This is a genomic window from Lysinibacter cavernae, from assembly GCF_011758565.1.
GTDB lineage: Bacteria > Actinomycetota > Actinomycetes > Actinomycetales > Microbacteriaceae > Lysinibacter > Lysinibacter cavernae.
This window is the reverse complement of sequence record NZ_JAAMOX010000003.1, coordinates 294349-315742: the sequence shown is the minus strand read 5'-3', so window position 1 is coordinate 315742 and position 21394 is coordinate 294349. Positions and strand designations below refer to the sequence as shown.

9 protein-coding genes and 1 tRNA gene are annotated in these 21394 nt (G+C 60.3%); 8 read left to right on the top strand and 2 right to left on the bottom strand.

What is annotated here, in order from left to right:
- Positions 1–709: 709 nt before the first annotated feature.
- The 3 genes from FHX76_RS15375 (at position 710) to FHX76_RS15365 (ending at position 3576) form a co-directional block, all read left to right on the top strand.
- Positions 710–1858, top strand: a complete 1149-nt coding sequence (locus FHX76_RS15375; protein WP_167152222.1) for a DNA polymerase III subunit delta' — start codon at positions 710–712, stop codon at positions 1856–1858.
- Positions 1859–1869: 11 nt separating this feature from the next.
- The gene (locus FHX76_RS15370; RefSeq protein ID WP_341777977.1) at positions 1870–3405 is read left to right on the top strand and encodes an alpha/beta hydrolase; all 1536 of its coding nucleotides are present in this window, start codon (positions 1870–1872) and stop codon (positions 3403–3405) included.
- A 95-nt stretch (positions 3406–3500) separates the two neighbouring features.
- Positions 3501–3576: transfer RNA gene (locus FHX76_RS15365), tRNA-Thr, on the top strand.
- Positions 3577–3806: 230 nt separating this feature from the next.
- On the opposite strand, the gene FHX76_RS15360 is transcribed toward FHX76_RS15365, so the two are convergent.
- Together FHX76_RS15360 and FHX76_RS15355 are read right to left on the bottom strand one after the other, a co-directional pair.
- The gene (locus FHX76_RS15360; RefSeq protein WP_167152220.1) at positions 3807–5792 is read right to left on the bottom strand and encodes a septum formation family protein; all 1986 of its coding nucleotides are present in this window, start codon (positions 5790–5792) and stop codon (positions 3807–3809) included.
- A 38-nt stretch (positions 5793–5830) separates the two neighbouring features.
- The gene (locus tag FHX76_RS15355) at positions 5831–7126 is read right to left on the bottom strand and encodes an ATP-binding protein (RefSeq protein ID WP_167152218.1); all 1296 of its coding nucleotides are present in this window, start codon (positions 7124–7126) and stop codon (positions 5831–5833) included.
- Positions 7127–7411: 285 nt separating this feature from the next.
- Between FHX76_RS15355 and FHX76_RS15350 the strand changes: the two genes are divergently transcribed.
- From FHX76_RS15350 to FHX76_RS15330, 5 genes are all read left to right on the top strand, one after another.
- Complete coding sequence (locus FHX76_RS15350; protein ID WP_167152216.1) at positions 7412–7792, top strand: hypothetical protein; 381 nt, start codon at positions 7412–7414, stop codon at positions 7790–7792.
- Between the two features lie 160 nt (positions 7793–7952).
- Positions 7953–12284 carry an Ig-like domain-containing protein gene (locus FHX76_RS15345; RefSeq protein ID WP_167152214.1) on the top strand — a complete coding sequence of 1444 codons (4332 nt, stop codon included), beginning with the start codon at positions 7953–7955 and terminating at the stop codon, positions 12282–12284.
- Between the two features lie 239 nt (positions 12285–12523).
- Positions 12524–16882, top strand: coding sequence for a DUF5979 domain-containing protein (locus FHX76_RS15340; protein ID WP_208402759.1), 4359 nt, complete (start codon positions 12524–12526; stop codon positions 16880–16882).
- A 115-nt stretch (positions 16883–16997) separates the two neighbouring features.
- Positions 16998–17180, top strand: coding sequence for a hypothetical protein (locus FHX76_RS15335; protein ID WP_167152211.1), 183 nt, complete (start codon positions 16998–17000; stop codon positions 17178–17180).
- Between the two features lie 350 nt (positions 17181–17530).
- Positions 17531–21340 (top strand): DUF7927 domain-containing protein, encoded by a 3810-nt coding sequence (locus tag FHX76_RS15330; RefSeq protein ID WP_167152209.1) that lies wholly within the window; start codon positions 17531–17533, stop codon positions 21338–21340.
- The last annotated feature ends 54 nt before the right edge of the window (positions 21341–21394 follow it).

The following is a 21394-nucleotide window of genomic DNA, read 5'->3' as shown; positions in this document are numbered from 1 at the left end:
AAGCGCAGCATCGTCTCTGACGGATGACTCGCCGTCTCACTGCTCAGAGCCAGGGCGTGCCGCAGGCTGCGCACGCCTCGTCTGTTGCGAAGCCGGTCAAGTTCGTCGCCTATTTCGGCACGACTGCGCGGCCGAAACAGGAGCCCGTGCGGCTCGGTTTCGTCACGTTGTTCTCCGCCACGCATGAGATGCTCCGTAGCGAGAACCAGATCATCAAGCGGGAGTATCTGCGCGAGCGAGACCCAGGCGCTGGTTGCAGAAACGAGCGGCAGCGGCGCGCCCCATTCGGGGTCTGGTGGGGAGGCTGCTGAGGTTGTGCCGCCTCCGGAGCTGGAACCAGCCGCGCAAGGTGAGGATCTCCTGCCGCCGGTGGGAGTCACCGTAGTCGCCGACGTTGTCAGCGGCGCGATGGCAACCCTGTCACGCCGGTTGGGCGGGAGCAATCCAAATAACGCGGCTGCGGTACTGCCGCTCAGCAGCCGGTCGTTCGCAGCGGATGATTGCGCCCACAGGTTGCACCGCAGGATGAGACGCCGCATGGGCGTTGTTTCGGGTGCTGAAACCGGGGGAGTAGGGGCAGGCGAGAAGGATGCTGGAGGCAGCCGGGTCTCCACAAAACGTTGTCCGAGAGCATTCATGAACCGATATTGGCAGGTTTGGGTTTTGCGCGTGGGCGTTATCCACAGGGTAGGCCCGGTAGCCTTAGTGGGTGACTGTATGGCAAGGACTGGTTGGGCAAGACGAGGCGATTCGCGTGCTGCGAACGGCCGCCGATGCGACCGCTGGTGCGCTGGGCAATACGGTGAGCGATATGACACACGCGTGGCTCATTACCGGGCCGGCAGGCTCCGGCAGGTCAAACCTCGCGTTTGCGTTCGCGACAGCGCTCCTCAACGGCGGTGCTGATTCGCTCGAAACGACCATGGCTCAGGTGAAAGCGCGAACGCACCCCGATCTCGGCGTGCTCACGACGCAAAAGGTCATCATCAGCATCGACGATGTGCGCACGCTTGTGACGTCGTCGCATTTTTCGCCGTCGGTTGGTCGTTACCGGGTTATGGTCATCGAGGATGCCGACCGCATGCCGGAACGGACATCCAATGTCCTACTGAAAGCGCTCGAAGAGCCGCCGGAGCGCACTGTTTGGATCTTATGCGCCCCGAGCGAGGCCGATGTCATCCCGACGATTCGATCGCGGGTCCGCTCGATTCGACTGCGGATGCCGTCCGTTGAGCAGGTGGCCCAGCTCCTGATCGATACGCACGGCGTTGATCCTGCAACCGCCGAAAAGAGCGCCCGTCTTGCACAGAGTCATATCGGCATGGCTCGTCGTTTGGCGACAAGCGACGACGCCCTTTCGCGGCGTCAAGAGACCCTGAGCCTTGTCTTTGGTATCCGCGGAATTGCCGATGCCATGCAGGGCGCCAAGCGACTCAACGACATCGCGGTCGAGGATGCGAAGGCCGTTTCGAACGAGCGCGATGAGCGCGAGCGCGAGGAAACGCTGCGTAACCTTGGCGTTTCTCCTGGTGCGGCCATCCCTCCTGCCCTCCGCTCGCACGTCAAACAGCTTGAAGATGACCAGAAGCGCCGGGCAACCCGAAGCGTTCGTGACGGTGTTGATCGAATCCTTACCGACTTGCTGTCGGCCTTTCGCGACGTGCTGATGTATCAGCTCGGGTCGCCCTCCGAAATCATCAACCGCGAGTTTGCGGCTGAGATCGAGTCGGCTGCCGAACGGCTTACCCCTGATGAGACGCTCAACTTTGTTGACGCGATTGCCGTCGCCCAAAAACGAATCACGAGTAACGTCACCCCCCTGCTGTCGCTTGAAGCGCTGCTGTGTACCCTGATCTGAGAGGACCAATTGTGATCACCAAATTTGCACGACGTGGAGGAGCGCTCGCGTCGCTCGCCCTGGTCGCTGCCCTTCTCGCCGGCTGTTCGGTTTCGATTGTTCCGCTCGACGATTCCGGCTCGTCCTCGAACCTCGACGGGGTGCCAGAGAATCTCAAAGATCTGTATGGACAGGATCTCAAGTGGAAGACATGCGAAGGCGATCTTGAGTGCGCGACCGCGACCGCTCCGATCAACTGGGATGAGCCAGACGGCGACACCATTGAGCTCGCGATGGTTCGGCACCCGGCCTCCGACGGGAAACCGATGGGCTCGCTGTTTGTGAACCCTGGCGGCCCTGGCGGCTCCGGCTACGATTTTGTCGTCAACGGCGTCGACGGCGGTCAGTTTGGTGATGCTCTGGTTGAGAACTACGACATCGTTGGTTTTGATCCACGCGGGGTGAATAACTCCACCCCGGTGAGCTGCTACGACGATCAGCAGATGGACGAGTTTTTGTTCGGTATTTCAACTGAGAAAACCGGAACGGATGCCTGGCTTGCCGAAATGCGAGAGTCGGCAAAGGACTTTGGTGACGCGTGTCTCGAGAACACTGGTGCCCTGCTTGAGTTTGTTGACACCGTGAGCGCGGCAAAAGACCTCGACCTGATGCGGGCGCTCGTCGGCGATGAGAAGCTCAACTACCTTGGATACTCCTACGGAACGTTCCTCGGAGCCCACTACGCGGAACTGTTCCCGGAAAACGTCGGGCGCCTGGTGCTTGACGGTGCGATCGACCCGAGCGTGAGCAACTTCGAAGTGGTCAAAACGCAGACCGTCGGATTCGAGAACGCCATGCGCGCTTACCTCGAAGACTGCCTGGCTAAGAAGGGCTGCCCCTTCACCGGAACGGTTGACGAGGCGATGGCAACCGTTGCCTCGCTGCTTGACAGCGTGGAGCAGCGACCGCTGACCGCATCCGACGGACGCAAGCTCGGCTCGGGTGCCCTGCTGACCGCCATCATTTTTCCGCTGTACAGCCAGGACATGTGGTCGTATCTCACGACCATGTTTGAGGACGTTATGGCAGGCAACGCCGACTACGCGTTCTTGCTTGCCGACAGCTACTACGGCAGGGGAGAAGACGGCTACCTCGACAACTCGTTTGAGTCGTTCTTTGCGATTAACTGCCTCGACTATGAGTACAACGATGACGACGCCAAGATGAAGGAAGAGGCCGCGGAGCTTGCCGCAGCTGCGCCAACGCTTGGCCGGTTCCAGGGCTACGGAGACATCGGATGCGCGGAATGGCCGTTCAAGAACCGTACGCCTCGCGAACCGATTCACGCTGAGGGAGCGGCGCCCATCCTCGTGATTGGAACCACGAACGACCCGGCAACGCCGTACGAGTGGGCCGTTTCGCTTGCTGACCAGCTGGACAGCGGCATCCTCGTGACGTACGAAGGCGAGGGCCACACCGCCTACAGCCCAAGCAACACGTGCGTCGCGGCAATCGTCGAGGACTACTTCGTCGAGGACGCGGTTCCGAGCGGTAGCCCGACCTGTTAGCGGGGTGCGCGTGACCACTGGCAGCAAGTGGTCACGCGCGCGCAAAAGTTCCGCTATGCTTGATGCTTGTGCGTAAGCCTTTGGCTCACACACGAGCCGCCTTAGCTCAGTCGGCAGAGCGTTTCACTCGTAATGAAAAGGTCGCGGGTTCGATTCCCGCAGGCGGCCCCATCAAAAAGCCCGGTCAGAGTCCAAAAACTCTGACCGGGCTTTTTCTATTTAACCGCCAAAAGGGGCAGATGAGGGGCAGCTCTGGTTATATGCCAGCAGAGGCCAGTGGCAACGCGGGATCGTGCTGGCGAGTTCGGGGCGAGTTGTTTCAAACTCGTCATTCAAGACAGTTCAGTGACAGATTCACGCCAGAGACCGGAACCGGGAACTACACCGCTGCAGGCGACGCCTTAGCGGCTGGCATTCTGCAGCGAGCCCGTCGTCTGCCCCTCTGAACTCTGCACGAGACAGGCAACGTTGCTCTCTGCCAGCACCCTGGCTGTCGCGCCCGGATACAGGGCCGCAGTACCAAGCTCGGATTCCTTAAACGGAACCCCGATGAAGGCAGTGAACGCATCGCCCGTGCACAGGGCATCGGCATTGGTGGGATTCATGCTGTTGTCGCCCGACGGGGTATTGCTCTGGGTATAGGGCGTGAGGCTTATCACTTGCGCATCGTGCTCGGTGGCGCAATCAACGAGGGCTGAGGACGTCGTGGTCGTCGTGGTTGTCAGGGTGAGGCAGTCGCCGACGGCGTATCTGAGCGATTCAAAGTTATCGGCCACCAAGACTTGCGTGGCACTCGTCGTTTCCACGGGCGCGGCGAGATCACAGGTGACGGAACCGGCGCCTGTCTGCTGTACCGTAACGATCCCGCCGATCTCAATCTCACAGCCAACCGTGACGTTTGCGTCCGCCGAATCAGAGGTCACCAACACCGAGAAGTCCCGGCTCCCCCTGTCGATCGCGACGCTCTCGCTGACGGTCGATTGCTGTGCGCTGTCGATAGTGGCCGTCCCATCGATGTTCTTCCCGCCGTGCGTTCCACGATACGAATAGTTCGCGGTTCCCTCAGCAACGGTCACCCGGAACGTGACCGACTCTGTCAGGACGCCCATCCCCGGTGTGAAATACCCGTTGTGTTCGGGAGCCTCTGGCTCTGAATACCACCGTGTAACCAAGATGATGAGGATGAGCACAAACGGGGCCGCGACGAACAGAGCGTTCTTTCTTTGTAGCCGAGTCCGATCCTTGAGCCTCGTTCGCTTTTGCTCGGGCGTCTCGTCTCCAGCGACTGCTTGCAAGCGCGCGCGCGACGTTTTCGAGTTTCGCCAGCTCACAATGACACCTCGCGCAGCGTAGGCAAGCCCGCCGAGCACGGCGATAATCAAGCCCATCAGACCGAGTGGCGTTGTGAGATCGGGTGAGCTTGTGAATGCTATTACGAAGTTGAACACGATGACGGCTCCGCAGGACAACCACCATCCGAACCAACGCTTCGGGCGCACCCGCCGATACAGCCGGCGCTGCGCGGCGCTCAACGGCTGACCGTCTGCCGCCTCTGATCGAAACTGGACAGCGATGAGTATCAAACCGATGATGAGCACAGCAAGCTTCAGAACGACCCATTCTCGGGTGAGTACGGAAACCATGAGGGTGAGCGGCAACAGCCAAAACTGAATCCTTCGCATCGCTGTGCCAGCGGCCCCACAGGCCAACGCAACGGCGTGCTCATTCTGTGGATCGATTGCGAGGGATGCTCTCGCCAGGCGAATTGAGTTTGCGGTGCTCTGTGTGAACGCGGCAAGGATGCGGATAGCATCCGCGTTCTCAGGATCAATCGTGAGCGCCCGTTTGATCGCCGCAATTGCTGCCTTGTCTCGGCCGTAAATATTGTTGAGTTGGAGGGCGTGCGTAATATGCGTTCCCGCGGCGTGAGGGTACTCCTCAAGGAGCGTGGCAACAAGTTTGTCGGTGCGTTGCTGATACGCATCAAGTACGCTGCGCTTTGGAAAGACGGCCTCCGATGCGAGGCCCCAGCCAGTGATCGTAACCCGAGCCCCGATGAACGATGCGCGGTACGTATGAGGTTCGTGAGTAAGGAGTTGCTGCGACACGCGGTCGGCGGTCTCGAGATCATTGAGCTCGAGGCTTACCAGTGAGAGCAGCGCCATGCCGTCCGTCGAACCTGGATCACGCGCAAGAGCCTCGCTGGCATAGTGCCGTGATTGCTCGTAGTTGTCGAGCAGCCTGTGGGCATCGCCTAGGGTAAACGCCACCTCCGCGTTCTCAGGATGGGAGGCAACCAACGGGGTCAGTAGCTCAACGGCGTCTTGATGACGGCGAAGGCGAAACATGGCCTCGGCTCGCGCCAGGGCAGTATCGAGATCCGACATTCAGCGTGCGCCAATGGGAGATCGAGCGTGTGCGTTGCTCATCGGTGACGCTTCCGCTGTGCGAGGTATTCGGCGAGTTCGTCGTAGTCGCCAGACTTGTTTGCAAACTCGACCACGTTTCGCGCCGTCTCAAACCACGGGCCGACGGATGGTTTGACTTCTTTGAGGGCGACCTTGAGATCTTTCATGGAGATCAGGCGGACGGTGGCGGTGCGCACAGAATCCATCAGTGCTCGCTCAGTTGCGGTGTTACAGATATGCACAATATCTGCCCCGGAGAATCCCTCGGTGGCCTGGGCAAGCGCCGCTACATCGATGTTTGCGATGGGCTTCGCGGCGAGTGCCGAACGGAACATAGCCTCGCGGGCGGCGACATCCGGTGGGGTCACCAACACGGTTCGGTCGAGCCTGCCTGGACGCCGAAGTGCGGGATCAACATCCCACGGTGCATTTGTCGCACCAACAACAAAAATGCCGTCGTTGTTCGACTGCACACCGTCGAGTTCGGCGAGGAGTTGGTTGACCGTGCTTCGCATTGACGAGGAGGCGGACCCAGCTCGCTTTCCGCCGAGAGCATCCACCTCGTCGATGAAGAGCACACACGGCGTTGAAGCGCGCGCCTCTTCAAAGAGGTCGTGAAGGTTTCGCTCGGACACGCCCATGTACATGTCGAGGATGTCAGAGATAGCGATTGAGATGAAGGTGGCGTCAAGCTCACCAGCGAGTGCCTTACCAAGGTAGGTTTTGCCGCATCCGGGCGGGCCATAGATGAGCAGCCCACCGCGCATGCTCATTCCGTACATTTTGGCGATTTCCGGATTCCGGATGGGGGCGAGAAAGCTCGCTTCGATCCTCGCTTTGACATCGTCCATTCCGGCAACATCGCTGAGCCTCAACGCTGATTGTTGCTGGTCGAAGCGGGCGGATGTGGTGCCGTGGCCAGGATCGATGGGCTCTACTGTTGTCGCGAAACGTGGCTGTGCGATCTCGCCAAGATCGTTGGCGGCGGCGTCCCAGTCGAAGTTGGATTCCGAGGGTTGTGTTTCCGAGGAAGGTGCTGGTTGCTCTGCATTTGCGGGTTGCCCTGAATCTGCCGGAGCATCCGTGGGAGCAGTTGCCCCGGTCATACGGTTGAGGGCCGACTGCATGAGCGTCATCGCTTGGCTGTTGTCCGCATCCTCTGCCAGCACTTGACTGCCCTGTTGGACCGCCTCGGCGTAGTGACCCTCCGCGACTAACTCGCGCATCAGGAGGAGCCGCAATGGAACGTCGTTGGGGAGCGCATCAACGGCGCGACGAAGGCTTTCGAGCGAGGCAGGGGGCATGCTAGACATAGCGGGGGCTTTCTCAACAGAATCGGGGGGGGCAACGCAGTTGGCGACGCTAGGAAAAGGGTCGCGAACCGATGGCATCGCGACGATTTAGATTACCGTACCGTGCGCCTTTTTTGCCCGTTCACAGCGGGTTGCCAACACTTTTGGAGGCAATGGTCGGCAACCACCGGCCAGCGTGCCGGACAGCTGTGACGCTGTCACGGAGCCAATGTGGGAGAACCCTCTTTGCCAAGACTCAGCACTGTCCATCAGAGCATTGCCAGGTCACACGGTTACGCTTCACACGTGCTCCGTACCCCCGATGTTCCTTCACCAGGGCATTCCTCTTCTCGAATCTTTCGTCGAGAGAGCGGGGTTGCACTCGCTATCTTGGCCGTGATGAACTTCGCAACCATTGCGATTGCTGCTATCGCGATTCCTTGGGCCCATCTCACGAGCCCTTCCTCCTGGTTTCCCGACCTGATCCTGTATCTCCCCGTTGGTATTGTGTCGATTGTCATCACCTCGCTTTCACTTCATGCCGTTCAATCCGGTCGGCAGGTTGCTCGCACACTGCCGTTGTGGGGCATCGGGTGCTGGGTGGTCATCTTTGTGTCGAGCGTTGTTGTATGGGGGTTGATGGTCGTTGGGGAGATGTTTACCCCCGATGGCGGCCCGTGGTCCTAGGCGGCCGGATTGACTGAGCCCACGTCGAGCCTTGGCGCGAGTGATTTTTCAATCGAGCATTGGAGTGACTGAGCGTATGATTGATTGCTTAGGGTAAATATGCTGAGAGGGTTGAACGGTGGCACACCAGTCAACCTGAAACGTTCACTAGGGAGAACGCATGCGGAACGTCAATCGATTTCACAGACAAGCGGCCAGGCCTGGTCGGGCCGATGTTGCGGTTGTTCGTTCAACCGCGCGTCGCGTCGCGTCGCTTCTGCTGACCTCGGTTCTTGTTGCTGGCGCTTCGATTCTCGCCGGTGGCTCCCCAGCGAGTGCCGCCGGCGTGACGAGCGTCACCTGGAACGTACTGGCTGACGGAACGGCCCCGTTTGACGCGACGGCAGGCGACGGCCGCGACACCGGCGCAAATAACGGCATCCTTCGCGCCCAAGACACGGCAACATGGGAGATGGTTGTCTCAACCAATCAGGCCGGAACCTCGCAGTTTGTGATTACGTTGCCCACAGGCATGGTGTGGACCGACGCCTCAAAAGATGCAACCGTCTGCACCGGACCAGCCGGTGGCTCAATCAGCGCCAACGGAAACGTCCTGACCTGCGATCGAACGTTCGGTTCGGGAACAGACGTCATCTCGGTTTCGGCTCGGGCAGGAGCCATCGCGCACGGAGCGGTTGTCACCCCCTCAGTGACCGTCGACGGGCTCACCGTCGCCTCGTCCGTGCCCATCACAATTTCGGCAACGCCCCAGACGAGCCTCGCAGTTTTTAATAACCGGCCGACCGCTGGCGTGATCGTTGGCGGACAGCGTGGCGTCCGAGAATCCATCTCCGTTTCGCTCGGAGCAAACGCTGATGCGGCGAACCCAAGATTCTTTGGGTATGAGGCGCTCGCGTCTCCCTTTACCTTCTCGGCAACGGTTCCGGCCGGCGCCATCGTTGAGGGCGCCTCGATCGCGCAGGGCGGCGGAACCATCACGTATTCCCAACCGGGTGGGCCCGGAAGCGACGTGCAGTTTACGGTCACCAACGCTCGGGCAAACTTCCTGAACCCAACGGTTGGCGGGCTGGCCTCCTCGGCAATGGGTGCCGATTCCAGGGTGATTGCCCAGTACACGCTGAACTTTTTTGTCGCCTACGAGGGAAACATTCCGGTTGGGGTGCCAACAACGCTCAACGGACAGGTCTTTGGATTCGACCCCCAATCGCTCTCGAACGCGTCTAACTTTGGATCGGGAACGGCAGCAGGCCAAGAACCTGGCCACACCTGTGCCGCGGTTGTGCCTGACGCCGATCTTGCCTGCTATAGCAGCGTCTTCACGAGAGCCGCGGGGGCCACCGTTGTTGGCAGCCTCAACGGGACCGATGCGAGCGACCATAGCGGTCACGTTTTTGGAGACGGCCACGGCTACACGCTCGGCACAGAGGCTGTTGTGCCCGGCCAGGCATTTAACGCGTTAACCGGGGTCTACAATTCCGGTGCGTCAGAGAATCCAACCGCAAACACCTTTGGCAGTATTACCTGGGACCCGGCCCTGCTGAACCTTGCTGGCAACCCGCAGGTCATGCTGCGGCCATTAGGTGCCAGTAACGCCTTCTACAGCTACACAACGGTTGGACAGAGTTCTCTCCTGCCACCCTCGTCGTATGTGCTGGAGTACACCGATTTTGCGTTTACGAGTGATGCAGACCGAAAGGCTCGACTCTCGTTTAGTGATCCGGCAATGACCTGGGTGAGTGACCCTGCGGCGCTTGCCGGTGGGGCGTCATCCGTTTCGAGTATCAGGGTGCGCTACCTGCAGGACCTGCAGCCAAACCAAACGCTTGGTCTGGTCACGCCGCTTATTCGCTCGGTCGAGACCGCAGGAGCCGCTGTGAACACGGGTCTTCCCTGGTTCTGGCAGTTTGGTTCTGACGATAGAGCCGCAGCCCGCTCAACGTACACGGGAACCGGTTCGTCGGCTTTTGGTGGAAACGTGCAAACGGCCGAGGCCTTGCTCCGCGCAACCATGGAGTGGTTGCCTGTTGACGGGGCGAGCTATCCAGCTGGTAGCGCGGAACGTGGCGATATCGTGAGTCTGAGGATCGTTCCGGTGACGGTTGGACCGGTTGGCCCGGATGGGACAGCTGGCTCCGTTTCGACCAACTCCCGGATGACGGTGACAATGCCGAACGCGTGCCTTGAGCCGGTCGCCCTCGCGCTGCCACCCAACGCATCTCTGACCCCAGGGATACCCGGAAGCAACTGTGCCACAGGCACGCCCGCCGTTATCACCTTTGACCTCGGCGACCTGCCTGCTCCTGCTGGTGCCGCTGGCCCGGCAGCGTATCAGGGCCACGCGGCTGAACACGATGCGCTGCAGTTCCCCGTGAAAGCGCTCATGACAACGCCCATCCCGACGGTCGCCTCCGCAACCCTGCTGACAGAATCGGATGCCGACCCAACCCCTGCCGATTTTTCGGGAACAACCAATGCAACGGCCCAGATGCTTGCGCAGGACCGCACGTTTACCGCACGACTGACCGTTTCTGGGGCGGCGTCGTTTAAATCGTCAAAGACGGCAACGACGGTGCAGCCTGGCTACGTTGGCCCAGGCGAGACGGTGACGTACACGATCGGTTGGGCGAATGCCTCAGCGCAGACCTTTACCGAAACCGCATTTGTTGATGTCCTCCCGTATGACGGCGATGCTCGCGGCACAACGGGGCTGCTTGGACAGTCAGTCGAGCTGGTTTCCGCCGTTGCCGCAATGGATTCTGTCGCGCAGGGCACGGTGAGCATCGAGTACACGACGACGCCTGCCGCGGTTGTTGCCGCCGCTATTGCAACGCCGGGCAACGAGAACGCTGCGACCGGTGTGACCTGGCAAGCCCTTGGCGGCACGGTTCCGCCCGGAGTTACGGCCCTTCGGCTGACGCCGAGTAACGGCCTCGCGCCGGAGTACTCTGGCGAGGCAACGCTCGAGGTTAGGGTTCCAGCGCTTGCGCTCACCGGCCAGGTGAACAACAACATTTCGATGCGACTGATTGCAGAGTCGGGCTCAGACATCACCACGTCAGCTGGTGCGTCCCGCACGCTCCTCTCATCGGCGGCTACTATCAGCGGAACGGTTCTCCGTGACCTCGATTTTGACGGGGTAGTTTCGGCCGCCGACGGCCCCTGGCCGGTATCCGCATTTGGGCTTGAACTTCGAGATGGAGACCGGCTTGTTGCAACCGCAGCGGTTGCTGCCGACGGTTCGTTCCTCTTCCCGCCGGTTGCCGCGGGGCAGTACCAAATCATGTTGAGCCCAGCAGCCTCCGCTGGCTGGTCACACATACTTGCGGCGCCGGTCACGGTTGATGCAGGCGGCGCGGTGACCCAGACGCTGCTCTACCAAGAGCAGATCGAGGACCCTGTGCTTCGTGACGATTTCGCGAGCGTCTCGATAGGGGGTGCCGGGGTAATGATTCCGGTCACCGACAACGACACAATCGTTCTGCCAGCTGCACCCGGCAGCGTGTATACGGCCGACACCGTTGCGATCGATACAGCGCCGTCATACGGCGCAGCTTCGCTGGTAGCACCGGTCGCGCCGTTGCGCTTTTCGACGGTGAGCTACGTGCCGTCTTCGACATGGCCAGACGAATTTGCTGGGCAGCAAACCTACGAAGACACCTTCACCTATCGGTACACCAACGTGCTTGGGGTTACTGAGACGGCAACGGTCACCGTCACGGTGGTCGCTCTGCCCAGCGCGGCAGACGATACGGCTCGCATTCCGGATGCGACAACGTCGGTTGACGTTCTGGCAAACGACACCGGGCACGAAATTACAATTGGCCCTGACGCACCAACAACCGATTCGGACGCGACCGTCAGCGTGAGTGCAGGCAAGCTTGTTGTGACTCCGACGCACCTCTGGGGCGATGCCGAGACGGAATACTTGGTTGAGGTTCGATACCAAATCGTTGATTCACAGGGGCAAACGTCGACGGCACTTGCCACCGTCACGGTTCAGCGGGGGCCTGTCGCCCAGGCAGCAACCGATCTTGGCAAGCTTGAGGGCGGGGAATCCATCACCTTCGATCCCGACCTCTTGAATCCGGATGCCGCCGCTTCGCTCAACCCAATTGAGGTTGCGTCCGCACCAACCCAGGGTTCCGTGACTATCGAGGCCGACGGAACGATCACCTATGTTGCCAATGAACGCGGTGTCGGCCCAGACCGCTTCACGCTTCGCTACACCGACAATCTCGGTCAAGTGCAGCTCGTGACCTACACGGTTACCCTTCCTGACGCGGCGCTGCCAACTCCGAGCCCGTCAACGCCGGGAACAGACACCCCCGCGCCGACAACTCCAGGACAGCCAGCACCGCCTGCGGAGCCGGGTGACGGGCTCTCTGTTACTGGCGTCGGTGACGGTGTCGCCGGCTGGGCGTGGTCGCTCATGATCGCGGCTGGCCTCGTGATGCTTGTTGTGACACACCGGCGTCGCCGAAGCGCAGAGTAGAACGTTTCCTGAGGTAGCTCAATTGCATCGGAGCGCCTCAGAACGCCCCTGACCGAGACTCGGTTCTGGGCATCACCCGTGCCTTTCACCCACCCAGAGGCCCCGGGTATGTTTCAGGTGAAAAGCCTGGATGAAAAGAACGCGCCTACCGGAAGATGGGCAGAATCTGGCAAAGCGCGGCGTCTTCGCCCTGTTAGTCTTCAGCGGATTCATAGCAAACTTCCGGGGGGAAACTACAGATGCTATTCAATTTGGCGCGCCACAAAGGCGCGCAACTTTCGCTTGCCATAATCGTGGCCGGCTCGCTTGGACTCGGTGGCATAGTAGGGGCTACGCCGGCTGCCGCGGCCACCGAAACAGAAGCAAGCGTAGGGATTCGGCTTGCCTCTGATTCGCCACGGGCATCGGGAATGCCGTTCACGTATGACATCGATTTCAGCTGCGACCAGCTCGGCGGTGGCACAGGGAATGAGGCATCCGCTTGCACCGATACGGTTATCACGATTCCGCTGACTGACAGTCTGAAGGCCCTGCTGCCTGAGCTGGAAATCGGAATTGGGACCTCCGACTATATTGAGTCGGTAGACATCATTGATGGGCAAGTTATCTTTCGCCTTGGCGCCGTTCCAGTAGGCGAATCGCTGCAGTTCCAGCTGGACATCACTCCGCCGAACTTCACGACGCCAAACAACACGGATTGGTCGCTGCTGCCAACGGCAACGGGAAGCAACTTCAACCCTGCCGTTGCCGAGAAGCCCGCCGTTGGGCAGGCCACATCCGGGCTGACACACGGGATCACCAAATCCGTCAACGACAGCGCATTTGTTGAACCTGGAGAGCTCGTCTCCTACACCATCACCGTTTCGTGCACGCGGTCGGCAACTGGGATGATCCTTGCCGATTCAATGGTTGTCACCGATTCGATGCCAGCCGGTTTGACGTATGTTTCCTCAACGCCAGCCGCGGCCGTCGGCGCAGGCGGCACGCTGACCTGGAATCTCGCCGGCGGCACACTGCCAACGGCTTGTTCGGCAGTCGATGGTGATGGGACCGCCTCGTTTGTGGTTGAAGCGAAGGTTGCGGATGACGCCGCATACGGCAGCAAGATCACCAACACCGCGACCGTCGACTCAGTCACGACTGACGGCCAGGTTGTCGCTCAGAAGCAGTCTCAAGCTGGGCTCACCGTCGTCGGCGATGGTGAGTACCCGGTTGGGACGTTCAGCAAGGACTCCTTCGCCCAACTGCGCGACGGTGATGCCCCTGCGTCGAGCAGGGCATCCGGCCTCGAAACCGACTCGCACACCACCTACCCAGGCAATTGGCTTGGAGCGGCAAACGTCGCAAGCGGTGACTGGTTGCGAAACTACACTCCGAATCAAGATTCCGGTATGAAGCAAGCCGGATACAAGATGCAGTACTGGAGCGGGGTGCCGTCTGGCGCAGGCTTCCAGCTCGACATTACCGACCCTGTTCCGTGCTTGACCAACCGGACGGAGCAGATCTACGGATCGCAGGCTGTTGGCGAGTACTGCGCGGCCCCTGCGTTCCACGTGAAGACGGTAACCGTGCACACTGACGGCTCTGGTGGAGTTCCGAATCTCACGAACGCGTACGTTCCCAAGATTCGGTACGCAGACGGCACGCTTGTTGACATGGTGCGCACCTCGGGTGGCGACCACTACGGGAACTACAGCATCCCCGACCTCAAACGAATGGATGTTGCCGAACTCATGTTCCCCCGTGACGCCGGACTCTCCGGTCCCGTGATTCGCTGGGCAGTCTTCGGGTTTGTCGACCCGCGGGCCGAAGAGAACACGATCGTGCACAACGAAGCTTCTGCAAAGGTGTATTGGAAGGACGAGTCAACCCTTCGCGCGCAGCCAAAAGACAGCGCGGATCTCTACGTCATCAACGCGCCCCAGATCGGGATCGAAAAGTCCTTCGGCAAGCTCAACGCAACTGGCCCTGGCACCACATCGATGAAACTGACGGCGCGCCTGTCCAATTTTGGCACCTCAACAGAGGACTTCGTGGTGACAGACCTCTTGCCGCAGGGAATGAAGATTCGCTCGACGGACAAGAACTCGACCGTTGCCACCACCGTTGAGGGCGACTCAACTCGCGTGACACATGAGCTGACCCCAACCACAGAGGTGCTGAACAACTTCGAGGGAACCGGGCGTCAGTTGGTCCGTGTGACCGTGCCAAAAGCGCAGCTTGAGGCGTATGGTTCGCTCCAGGTAACGATGGTCTCAGAGTTCACCGTTGAATACATCAATGAGCCAGGCACGTATGCCAACGTGGCGCAGGTGTACTTTACGGACGAGGCCCTGCTGAAGACCTGTCAGCAGAGTCCCGCCTACCTGCAGTCGAACACCGAGGCAATCGATCTCAACGGCAACGGTTCGCTTTCGGATGCAACCTGCTATTCGACGGCCAACCTGGTCGTTCCTCCGCCAACCGGGGGCGCGTCCTTCAAAACGACCAAGACGGTTCAGGGGGCTGAGGATGCAGCGCCAAAGGCATATCCGGGAGTCGGCATCGTCGGCACAAAGGGCGGGAGCGTCACGTTTGGGCTTGGCTGGAAGAACACCGGAGGCGTCCCGCTCAAGGGCGCAGTAATCTACGACGTGTTCCCCGTTCCTGGCGACCAGGGTGTTGGCGGAACCGTTGCGGGGAAACCGCGCAACAGCCAGTTCCAGGCAACGTATGTATCCCTTGGCGAGCTGCCCGAAAACGTCACTGTTGAATACAGTGAGGAGGCAAATCCCTGCCGTAACGAGGTCTTCCCCGACGCCAAGAATGCTGGTTGCATTGATGACTGGAGCTCGACCGCGCCGACTGACCCGTCGACGATTACCGCCATTCGCCTTGTGTCGTCGGCAACCTATGCGCCTGGCGAGGGGTTTGCTGCCAACGTCATCATGACGGTCCCGCCAATTGTTGAGGGGCAGATCGCTTGGAACTCAATCGCTGGTGCAGCCGTCAAGCTCGACGGCGGAGCGCTGAACCCGAACTCGCCGCCCAAGGTGGGTATCACCGCGACCTCGAGCGGCATCCCGCTGCTGCTTGCCAAGACGCTCAATGAGGACATCGACCCGACGACGGTAAAACCCGGTGACACGCTCATTTATACGGTTTCGGTCTCAAACCCTGACGCCGTGCAGCGCACGATCACGGGTACAGACACGTTGCCGGCCGGACTGAAATTTGACTCGGTTATTGGGCTCAACGGAGCGGCCCTGGCCGGGGTGGATTACGACGAGGCAACCAACACCATCAATTGGGCAGGTGTGCCGATCGAATCCGGTGCGACGCTGGCCTGGCGTGTGACCGCAACGGTTCAACCCGGTGTCACCGGAAACCAGACCAACACGTGGAAGGTTGACGGCGGCACCGGCACAGAGAATCCGTGCCTTGACGATCCATCGGCCGAGTGCGTTCCCGTTGAGGTGCTTGCAGCGGGCCTGACGATCACCAAGGTGGTTGATGGAGCAGGTTCGGAGTTCGCAAACACTACCTTTACCGCGCATCTTGTGTGTGCCGTCGGCGACGAGATCATTCTTGACGAGGATGCTGTGCTTGCGGCGGATGGTTCTGTGGTTTCGTTTGCCGTTCCGTACGGCGCGACCTGTGAGGTGACCGAGCCACACGCCGGTGGCGCAACTGCATCAGCGATTACTCCGTCCGGTGCGTTTGCTATTGTCACGAGCAACGCGGAGTATGCCGCTACCGTCACCAACACCTTTGAGGCCGGCGGCCTCGTGATTAACAAGCAGCTGACCGGTTCCGGCGCGGAAGCGTTTGGCGCTGGCCAGTTCACCTTCGCCGTAGCCTGCACCTTCAACGACCAGCAAGTGTTCGCCGACGAGGTCACGCTGCAACGTGAGGGCGATGAAACGGTTCTTGAGTCGGAGGCGCTCGCTCCGCTTCCCATCGGTGCCGAGTGCACCGTGACGGAGACGGATGCTGGGGGAGCCGACGCCCTCCCAGAGCCCGTTACCGTGACGGTTGTGCAGGACGAGGAACTCGCGAACATCGTCACGGCGACGATCGTCAACGAGTTCTCGGCCGGAACCGTCCGCGTCACGAAAGAACTCGATGGCGCGGAAGCATCGCTGCACGCCGAGGACACATTCACCGTGCTCGTGACCTGCCAGGTAGAGGTGCCATCGGCGGAGGGCAACGCCGTTCGCGGAACGGTTGCCTCGCAGAGCATCCAGATCGTCGGTGGTGAGACGGTTGTGCTCGCAAATGATGAGGGTCAGCCGATCGCGCTGCCGCTTGGCTCGCACTGCTTCGCGACGGAGACGGATGCGGGGGACGCAACGGGGTCTTCGGTTAACTTCGACTCCTACGAGAACGCGATCGTTGTGGATACCGGGTCGCCCGAGCGTGCGCAGGAGCTTGCGATCTCAGTGATCAACACGTTTGATCCGGCACCAGAGCCCGTTCTTCCTCCCGATGACGGGGTTGCGAACAAGCCTGCCCCCGGGCTTGCCGTCACCGGAGCGCCGGCATCCACATCCCTTGCGGTTGTTGGCCTGGTCCTGATGGTTCTTGGAGCACTGGCGCTGCGCCGCCGCCGCGCCTAGCTCGGTGGTTACCCCGTCGGCCCTGACCGCCGACACCGTGGGGGTCACCGAGACCGATGGCCCGTTTCGCTGCCGAGCGAAACGGGCCATTCTGTCGTCCGGGTACGATAAGGATATGAAGATTCCTGTTCTCCCGCTCACCGGCAGCCTGTGTATTCTGATCGGAATCATCATCGTTGTGGCGACTCCCGGAAACGTCGGTGCAGCCTGGACCGCGCTCACGCTGCAGATCAGCGGTGTGGTCATGCTCGTCATCTTTATGGGGATGAATCTTGCCAAGCGCCGCAAGATGAAATAACACACGGCTCGTTACCGGATGCGCTCGTTGAGCGTCGTCTGTTCCCACAATTGCCCCGCAATTCTCGGCGTGAATTGGCGCGCCTGAAAACAATACATTTCGCTGGTTTTGGTGCGTGCGGGCCCCGTTGTTCTTAAACAAAAAAGTTTATTGTATGTAACTTTGTGTCCCGTCTATTCTGTGGTCAAATAAGTGAGAGTGGCCATGAAAGGGGTGGTCGCCGGGTTCAGTTGTGCGGAGTTTTCGCACGTCTCAGTGCGCCAATTTGGTCACCGAGAGCTTGCTGAACTTCACCCAATTGAACATTCCGCAGCGTCACTGTTGCGGAGCAACAGACTGTTAGGGGCAGGATGTTTACATCTCGCGCGAAATCTCGAACATGGAAGGGTCTCGCCTCTGGCGTGCTCACCGGCCTCGTTCTAGCAACACTGCCGACGCTTTCCGCTGCGGCAGCACCGGTATACGAAATCACGGCCAACTGGGTCGACGGAACAGCAGCATCCGTCAGCCAGGGTGACGTGGTGAACTCCGAGTGGCACATTAACGTGAACGACGACCAGCCAGCCGCGCAGAACGGCAATGTTGACGACGTCACGTTCTCGGTGTCCGCTACCAACTCATACTTCACCGACCTGCCAGATGCCTGCCTCGTTACCGGCGTGACAACGCCGTCGAGTATTTCGAGTGATGGGCTCACCCTGACCTGCAACACGGGAACGCAGGCAATGGGAACCGCGGTCGTTGCGCTCGTCCCTGCGGTTGTGAAGGGCGCAAAGGGCGACGCCGTTGTGTTAAACGGCGAAACGAACGGACAGCCAGCGGGCACAACCGAGATTCCCATCGAGAACGCATTTGGCATGGACATGGTGTGGACCACGCCGAGCAACAAGGTGGCGTTCGGCACGACGACCGTTGACATGGAGTTCCAGTGGACGCTGTTCCACAACCGTGATTCCGAGGCAGGCCCCGACTCCGTGTCGTACCTCATCGACTACGCGGGAACCGAAGCGAGGGCGATGTCTGTTGCGCCGTCCGCATGTTCGGCCTTTACCACTGGCAGCGCCGCCGGGCACCCGTGGTCAGGCGGATCGCACGACGCAGACCAGGTCTCCCCGTTTGTGGGAACCTGCGACTTTGTGCAGCTCTCTGCCACGCAGTTCCGACTGACCCTCACAGGCATCGACTATTCGGCGGTCGCTGCCCCAACAAAGGATTCGGCTGGCAAGGCCATCCCAGACGGGAAGGTTGCCGTCGCAAGCGGGCAGATCAAGTTCCGCGTCGAGACGACGTCAAACGTTGGAACAACCCTCACCGTCGACGCGCCAACGTATGTTGCGCCGGGTAGCGGAGCAACATCCATTGATGACGCCTCGAATAACTCAGCAACGAAGCTCATCACCTGGCCTGGTAACTGGAGCTCAGTCTGGCAGCGCAACTACACCAAATCGATAGCGCTCAACTGGGACGACAACTATCGGGTGTCGCGTGGCACGCAGGTCATGCAACTGGTTGCAGGCGATTTTGGAAATAAGGGCAGCGTCGATACCGCGAAGTACGGCTACTGCCACATCATCGACACCAAGTACCTCACGTTCGACACGGCTCAGCAGGCTCAGCTTGATGTTCCCCTCGAATACTACGTTGGAGGCGACGCTCGTGTTGATCCCACAAACGCCGGGTACAACCCCAACACATTTGACTGTGGCGTCGCGGCCGGTTGGACAACAACCGAGCCATCCGATCTCAGCACCGTGAAAGCCGTACGAATCAGATTTGACTTCACCGAGATCAAGGGAAACCCTGTTCGCTCTGGCCTCAACGTTTTTTCAACGGTTAAGGATGATGCCCCCATCGGCCAGGATGTTTGGCAATCCGCCGCAGCCATGATTGAGGGCGTCTGGAGCATGCCAAACGCCTACCCTGACCGCAACGCGGTCGCCAACGGTCGATACCCGTCGACAACAATTGCTCGTGACGTGTTCAAGATTGTTTCAGCGACGCCAATCATTGCAAAGACCGTTGACCAGAAAGTTGTCACCCCCGGCGCTCCAGCAACGTACACCCTCGATTACCAGCTCTTCGGTACGGGCGTTGTTCCCGAATTTGTGGATGGCGTTGGCATCGTTGACACGCTGCCGCTCGGCATGACGTACGTGCCAGCAACGGCATCCGTCGAGCCAACCGTGAGTGTCAACGGCGATGGCCGTCAGGTACTGACCTGGGCGATCGACGCGGTCAAGACAAACGAGCATCACCTCATCACGTATGACGCGGTTGCCGACGACACCGTTGTACCAGGGCAGAACCTGAAAAACGAGGTTTCGATTTCGTTTGAGGGCCTTGTTGTTATCGGAAGCGCCCAAGTCACGGTTGGCTCGTCCGGTCGCACGATCATCGGTAAATCAGCTGATCAAGGGTTCATCCCGAACGTGAACGGCGACGGCGTTGGTGATGGTTCCTGGACCGTCACCGTCAAGTCGACCGATCCGCTTCCACAGGCGTTTACCGACACTATCGACGTACTTCCGTATGTTGGCGACGGCCGTGGAACAGCGTTTAGCGGTACGTATAGCCTGACCGAGGTCACCGCTTCAGCGGGAGCGACGGTGTACTACACGACTGCTGATCCAGCAACGCTGAGCGACGACCCCGCAAACCCCGCAAACGGTGCTGCCGGCGATACGACGGGAAACACGAACGGCTGGAGCGAAACCTTCAGCGCCGACGCAACCGCGGTCCGCGTCATTGGCGGAGAACTCAAGCCAGGCGCAACGGAACAGTTCACGGTTGCCGTTGCAACCGACGGTGCGATCGGCGGAGACGCCCTCGTCAACCGTGCACAGGCAAGGGGGGAGCACACCGCCCTCGTCATGCGCACCTCAGCACCCATTACGGTTGCCAACTCGTATTCTGCATCGCTGAAGAAGTACGTGCAGGACGCGAAGGGTGAATGGCACGACGCAAACGACGACGCAGACTACCCAAGCTTCCGCACCGGCGACACCGTGAGCTACCGCATTGTGATCGAAAACACCGGCCAGGGAACACTGACGGGCATTGAGGTAACCGACGACCTGTTCCCAACACAGGGTTCGTTCACCGTCGCGTCGTTGGCGTCTGGCGAGTCTGAGGCGCATGATTTCTCGGTCACGCTCGACGAGTCCCTCGGAGGCAACGTCGTCAACACGGCAAGCGCAACAGCCGATACTCCAGTCGATGCGCTTGACGCGCCGTCGATCAACAGCGATCCAGCCGGCATCCTCGTGGCGAACTACGTGACGGTCAAGACCTCGGATCCGGTGTCAGGTTCGTCGGTCAACGGTGGTGACATCATCAACTACACCGTCACAGTGAGCCAGGTTGGCACAGCCGCGGCCGACGCTGTCTTCACCGATGACCTGTCAGCGGTGCTTGACGACGCCACGTTTAACGACGATGCCGCAGCCAGCACAGGAGACGTCCTCGTCATCGATGCCGGCCTTTCGTGGTCAGGAACGCTTCCCGTTGGTGGCGTCGCCACGATTACGTACTCGGTTACGGTGAACGAAGCCGCTGATCGGGCTGACAGCGTCATGACAAACGTTGTGACCTCACCAGGCTGTGAAGTTGTTGACGGCAGCGACGTGAACTGTGGCACGCAGCACTTGGCTGGAACCTACACCGTGTCGAAAACGTCGAACCCAGTTTCGACAACCACGGTTGGTGCTGGTCAAAAGATCACGTACACGGTTCAGGTATCGCAGGTTGGCCCCGGCGCTCTCCGCGAGGTTAAGGTGATTGATGATCTGAGCCGCGTGCTCGACGACGCAACCTGGACCAACGACGTAGCTGCTTCGTCCGGTCAGGCAAGGTTGGCGGGCACCGACCTCACCTGGACAGGGGATCTTGCCGTCAAACAGGTGGTGACCATCACCTACTCCGTCACGGTTGGCACCGGCGGTAACGGCACGCTGGTCAATAAGGTGCGCCCGGCCTCACCTGGCGGCGTATGTGTTGCCGCGGCTGATGAGAACCCGGATTGCACCACGACGCACGCGGTTGCGACGGCAGGGCTCGCGGTCACGGGTGGCGACGTGAACGCGTTGGTTGGCACCCTCATCGTGCTGATCATCGCTGGCGCTGGAGCGCTGCTCCTGAGTCGCCGCCGCCAGCTGAGCTAGCATCGGCAGAATCGCAGCCGCGGTGCGGGGTCATCAGGACTTCCGCGCCGCGGC

Coding starts and splice junctions, on each gene's coding strand:
- FHX76_RS15360 (WP_167152220.1), bottom strand. CDS start 5,792: ATGTCGGATCTCGATACTGCCCTGGCGCGAGCCGAGGCCATGTTTCGC.
- FHX76_RS15355 (WP_167152218.1), bottom strand. CDS start 7,126: ATGTCTAGCATGCCCCCTGCCTCGCTCGAAAGCCTTCGTCGCGCCGTT.
- FHX76_RS15345 (WP_167152214.1), top strand. CDS start 7,953: ATGCGGAACGTCAATCGATTTCACAGACAAGCGGCCAGGCCTGGTCGG.
- FHX76_RS15340 (WP_208402759.1), top strand. CDS start 12,524: ATGCTATTCAATTTGGCGCGCCACAAAGGCGCGCAACTTTCGCTTGCC.
- FHX76_RS15335 (WP_167152211.1), top strand. CDS start 16,998: ATGAAGATTCCTGTTCTCCCGCTCACCGGCAGCCTGTGTATTCTGATC.
- FHX76_RS15330 (WP_167152209.1), top strand. CDS start 17,531: ATGTTTACATCTCGCGCGAAATCTCGAACATGGAAGGGTCTCGCCTCT.